Raw genomic sequence first — 5,012 nt, 5'->3', positions numbered from 1 at the left:
AGTGCAACAAACAGGAGCACCATCATCATCAGATAGGCAACAATCACCGGCCGATCGAGCAAGTTGATACTATCAATGATCAACTTGCCCATTCCCGGCCAAGCAAAAATACTTTCGGTTACAACTGAAAACGCAATCAGACTGCCGAACTCTAGCCCGATGATCGTAACTACGGGTATCATTAGATTTTTTAGCACATGAACCATGATGACACGGCTTTCACGCAACCCCTTGGCGCGCGCAAACTTCACATAGTCTTGAGGCAAAACTTCTTGGACACCCGCTCGTGTCAGACGCAGCACCATTGATGTCTTGAACAAAGCCAGATTGAGCGCGGGTAGAAAGAGATGGCGCAACCCATCTGCCGTCAAAAACGACCAGCGCACGCCAAATAGTTCTGCCGTTTCACCTCGGCCATTGGAAGGTAACCATCCCAATTCCACTGCAAAGATAAGGATGAACATAAGCCCGACCCAGAACGTCGGCAATGAGAAGCCTAGGATAGAACCACCCATAATAACCTTGGAAGACAACCGCTCAGGATATAGCCCCGCATAAAGACCAAGCGGCAGCCCGACAATCAGCGCAATAACCAAAGCACTGATGGCCAATTCCAGCGTAGCCGGCATACGCTCCAGAATCAGCCCTAGGGCTGGTCGACCAAAAACAAAACTATCGCCAAAGTCACCTTGCAAAAGCCCGCGTAGGAAAATCAAATATTGCTTCCACAAAGGTTGGTCCAAACCGTAATGGGCGATGACGCGCAAACGTTCGGCCTGATTGGCGTCTGGGTTGATTAGAATGTCTACCGGGTTGCCAATTACGCTAACACCAACGAACACAATTATCGTCATTGCCAGAATGACAAATATAGCCTGAATGAGGCGCCGGATCAGTGATGTAATCATGTTGTTTCCCTGTCTTGACGGGTCAGTTTGCCACCTTAACCGAAAGCGACAGACCGTCTCGCCCTGGATCGGCGGCGCCGCGGGAAACACCGCTGGCGTCGATGCTGATCGCGTGCAAAGCAGCAAAAGCAAAGGTCTGCGGCGTGCGCACAACGCCATATCCTTCTTCTTTCAGCTCCGCTTCTACCGACCTGCGGATCCTGTTACAAATGTCGATCTTATTGGAAACACCAACTATTCTGGGGGCCGCGACCGCCTCTAACACCGGCATTTCAAAATCAATCATGTTCATAATGCCTTGGGCGACGGCGGGTGCAATATAGCTGCCACCTGGCGCACCGATTACGATAACTGGTTTGTCACCTTTGAATACGATGGTTGGCGCGGCGGAACTGGGTCGACGCTTGCCCGGCGCAATAGAACCGGGGTGGCCGGGGAAGGGATTAAAACGGCTCATAGTGCCATTGTACATAAAGCCGAGCCCATCAGTGATTGCGCCTGACGGGCTGCCAAGTGTATGCGTCATCGCGACGGCATTACCCATGCTATCTACAACCGAGATGTGGGTTGTATCGCGCTGCGACACATCAAATCGCTTTACGTCAGCACGTTCACCTGCCCGGATTGAGGTGGCATGTTCAGTCGCATGTTCCTTCGACACCAGATGATCCACCGGAACCTCAACATATTGCGGATCACCCATGTTCGAATCCTTATCAATGGTCATCCGCTTCATCGCCTCAAACAGCAGACGAACATGATCGGTACTGGAATGGTCCATCTTGCCGAGATCAAAATGTTCGAGCATTTGCAGCAGCCCGATCAGCGAAAAGCCGGATCCGGGCGCAGGAGAGCTTGCAATCTTGTGGCCGCGATATTCACCCCAAAGCGGCTTGGCCCGCGACAATTCATATTGAGCGAGATCTTCACGCCCAATCAATCCACCATTCGCTGCAAAATCGTCTGCAATCTCCTCAGCAAGTTCACCGTGGTAGAAAATGTCAGACCCACCAGAGCGCGCGATCCGTTCCAGTGTATTGCCCATATCCGGATTGCGCAGAATGTCACCAACATCACGCAATCGCCCATCATCATGGAAATAAACACGGCGACCTGTCGCGGAATAACGCAGCTTATCAAGCGTGTTCGCAAATCCATCATTCGATTGATCTTTTGCCCAATACCAATGCATATGGTCGCGCACCATGAAGCCTTCGCGGGCATATTGAATTGCGGGCGCGATCAGGTCTGCCCAGTCAAACGTGCCATAATCACGCAACGCAGTCTCATAACCCTTCAAGGATCCCGGAGTGCAAATGGATTGGTAACCAATATCCGAGATATTATTTTCGAGGATATAGCCAAAACCGTCGCGGCTTTCTCCCAACACTTTATCAGACCACATGCCAGGCGTCGCGGAAAGCGGAGCTCGGGCATAGAATTCCAACACCTCATGCACGCCTTTTTGCGGCATGTAGACATGGAGCGAACCAAAGCCGCCGATACCACTCATCTGTGGATCAACGACACCTTGAACAAACGCGCAGGCGAGGGCGGCATCCATCGCGTTGCCGCCGCGCTGTAGCACAGCGGCACCCGCTTCTACTGCTTCAGGCTGCGGTGCAGAAATAGTCGCGTTTTTCATTTGCGTGATTCCTTCAAGATGCGTGCGAGAAACGCTTTGACATGGCCTAGCACCTTGATGCGATCATGCGAGACGCCTCCTACCATATCGAGGGTGACATTTACGCCCGCCGCGCGAAATGACTCAGCAAGGCTTTTCAATCGGTCGGGACGGGTGGCTCCAGCATCATTAGCGCCTTCCATCCAATAGCGACTTCCAGGCTTGTGGGTGATTTCCCATGTTTCAAGATCCGCGTCTCCCACCACCATATGAACTGGCACTTTTGCCAGCGCCACCGGGTCGAGATCAATGCCAAAACGCGGCTTAAGGTCGCGCACACCAATCCACCAATCGCGATCAGGGTCCAGCAATGTGACTGATCCCGGCGCGCCTACACTGGCTGCCCAAAGCTTTTCGGGATGCAAGATTGCGAAGCGATGCGCGAAATGCCCACCGCCGGAAAAGCCAAAAATCGCAAATTTTGACCAATCCTGTTGATACTTCGCGGCAACTTCCTCGACCATAGCCAGCACAGCCAGATCATAGCGGATATCGCCCTCTTCCATATATTTGTACCCCGAGCGTGCACCATCTCCCATCACACCAACCGCAAAGATTGGACAAAGAATGGCGCAGTCGTGGTAAAGGCCGAACTCGGCAAATCCATCGCGAAAATCAATCGCAGAGGTCCGCCCCGTGCCATGTACAGCGACTAGAAGTTCAAGCTTACGCCCATCTGCGGCAGTTGGCGGGACGTAAAGCAACATTTGCAGACGCGGATCGGCCTTCGATGCGAAAATTGCCGTTTGACCATAGTCATAGATTGCCTGCGCGCGTTCAGCGGCGGCGCTGGAGCCGAGTTCTTGCATCATCATCTCCTACAGGGGGCGGCATCCGAGGGTCCGGGGCGCATTTTGACTTGCGCCCCGCGACAAGACTATTTCGCGGGCCTGACGTCATAGACCAACGTGTATTTATCGCCGCGCGGCGTATAATCGACGCTTTTCTTAGCTCCCAGAACGACGTTTTCGTAATGCATAGGTAGCAACCACATCCGATTGAAGGTCTTTTCAGACACCTCTTCCAGCAGTGGGCGGCGAGCGTCTTCATCCAATGTGGAGGTGGCCTTATCTAGCAGCGCATCAATCTCTGGATTCACTGATGCCACCACCATTGTAACGTCCGGTGCCTTTATCAGCATCCTTGGTTTGTACCAATGCTAAGGCCGGGTTCGACGCTTCACCGGTGTTTACGCCCCATGATCCCAGAAACATACTGTATTCACCTTCAGAATACTTGTCCGAATACATCGACCAGGGCAGCACTTCGACGCTTGCATCAATACCGATCCGCGTCAGCATCTGACCTGCGGCTTGCAACACTTCGCTGTCGTTCACATAGCGGCCGGATGGACCATGCAGCGTCAGCGCGAATCCATCGGGATAGCCTGCATCTGCCAAAAGTGCCTTGGCAGCTTCTGGGTCATATTTGATCTTTTCAACCTTATCTGAATGCCCAAAGTAGCCTTCCGCAACGAATTGATCAGCCACAGTCCCGTTCTTCTGCATCACCCGATCAACAATCGCATCACGATTCATTGCCATTAGCATTGCTTTGCGCACACGCTCATCCTTGAACGGATTGCTGCCAAGTGGAGACCCGTCTTTGGCCTTCACAAAGGGGCTGTCGTCGCGTGACACATCGATCCCCAAATAGACAATGCGAGTAGATTGTCCGCGAATGACCTTCAGTGTGTCGCTCGCCTCAACCCGCTCTACCCCTTCGGCAGGAAGGGCCTCAATCAGATCCAAATCGCCTGAGAGAAGCGACGCAAGCCGCGCACCGTTGTCGGGGACGAACCGCAATGTGACGTCAGACCATGCGGCGGGGCCGTCGAAGTAATCGTCGTTGCGCACCAGTTCCAGCCGATCACCGGCGGCAAAGCTGGAAAATTTGAACGGTCCTGTTCCGATCGCTGCTGCACCACTATCGAAAGCTTGCACATCATCAGTGGCATGATCGGCGCTGATAATGCGGATCCGACTAAGTGAGTTGAGGATCATCGGATCCGGCGAAGTCGTTTCAACGATCACAGTCATTGCATCCGGCGCGGTCACATTCGCAATGTTGCGGGTATAGCTAGCAAAACCTTGACTTGGCTTGTCACGCGCGCGCAGCAAAGAGGCAACGACATCGGACGAGTCAAAGGCACTGCCATCATGGAATTTCACGCCTTCACGCAGTGTGAACTGCCAATGAGTATCGTCAATGACCTTCCACTCGGTCGCAAGCTGTGGCTTGTTTTCAGCAGCACCACCGCGATTGATGAGGCTGTCAAAAATATGCCGGCTCATCGCATTATTTGGGCTACTGCTATCTTCATGCGGGTCAAGCGTCGTTGGTGTCGTTGACATTCCCAACTTGAACTTCGCCTCTTGCGCGAAGGCGGCCATCGGAAGTGCCGAGCTCATTCCAAGCGC

At 53.2% G+C, this 5,012-nt stretch carries 5 protein-coding genes; all 5 read right to left on the bottom strand.

Annotation, left to right across the window (positions count from 1 at the left end; all coding sequences use genetic code 11):
- On the bottom strand, positions 1-908 hold a 908-nt coding region (locus tag L0H65_RS14320; RefSeq protein ID WP_301459726.1), incomplete at its 3' end, for an ABC transporter permease.
- A gap of 22 nt (positions 909-930) precedes the next feature.
- Positions 931-2,553: a gamma-glutamyltransferase gene (gene ggt / locus L0H65_RS14315; RefSeq protein ID WP_301459725.1), complete on the bottom strand. Its 1,623-nt coding sequence runs from the start codon at positions 2,551-2,553 to the stop codon at positions 931-933.
- A complete protein-coding gene (locus L0H65_RS14310; protein WP_301459724.1) occupies positions 2,550-3,401 on the bottom strand; it encodes an alpha/beta hydrolase in 852 nt (283 codons plus the stop codon). Before L0H65_RS14310 ends, ggt begins: the two co-directional genes overlap by 4 nt.
- A 68-nt stretch (positions 3,402-3,469) precedes the next feature.
- Positions 3,470-3,706, bottom strand: a complete 237-nt coding sequence (locus L0H65_RS14305) for a hypothetical protein (RefSeq protein WP_301459723.1) — start codon at positions 3,704-3,706, stop codon at positions 3,470-3,472.
- Positions 3,675-5,012 (bottom strand): ABC transporter substrate-binding protein (locus L0H65_RS14300; protein ID WP_301459722.1); only part of this gene is annotated, 1,338 nt, incomplete at its 5' end. The genes L0H65_RS14300 and L0H65_RS14305, both read right to left, overlap by 32 nt.

Origin of the sequence: Pseudorhodobacter sp. (assembly GCF_030452865.1) — a bacterium.
Taxonomy (GTDB): Bacteria; Pseudomonadota; Alphaproteobacteria; order Rhodobacterales; family Rhodobacteraceae; genus Pseudorhodobacter.
The sequence above is the reverse complement of the archived record's forward strand: the minus strand, read 5'-3'. Positions and strand labels throughout refer to the sequence as shown.

Bases quoted from the DNA above. Each gene is read 5' to 3' on its own strand.
- ggt (WP_301459725.1), bottom strand. From the start codon at position 2,553: ATGAAAAACGCGACTATTTCTGCACCGCAGCCTGAAGCAGTAGAAGCG.
- L0H65_RS14310 (WP_301459724.1), bottom strand. From the start codon at position 3,401: ATGCAAGAACTCGGCTCCAGCGCCGCCGCTGAACGCGCGCAGGCAATC.
- L0H65_RS14305 (WP_301459723.1), bottom strand. From the start codon at position 3,706: ATGGTGGTGGCATCAGTGAATCCAGAGATTGATGCGCTGCTAGATAAG.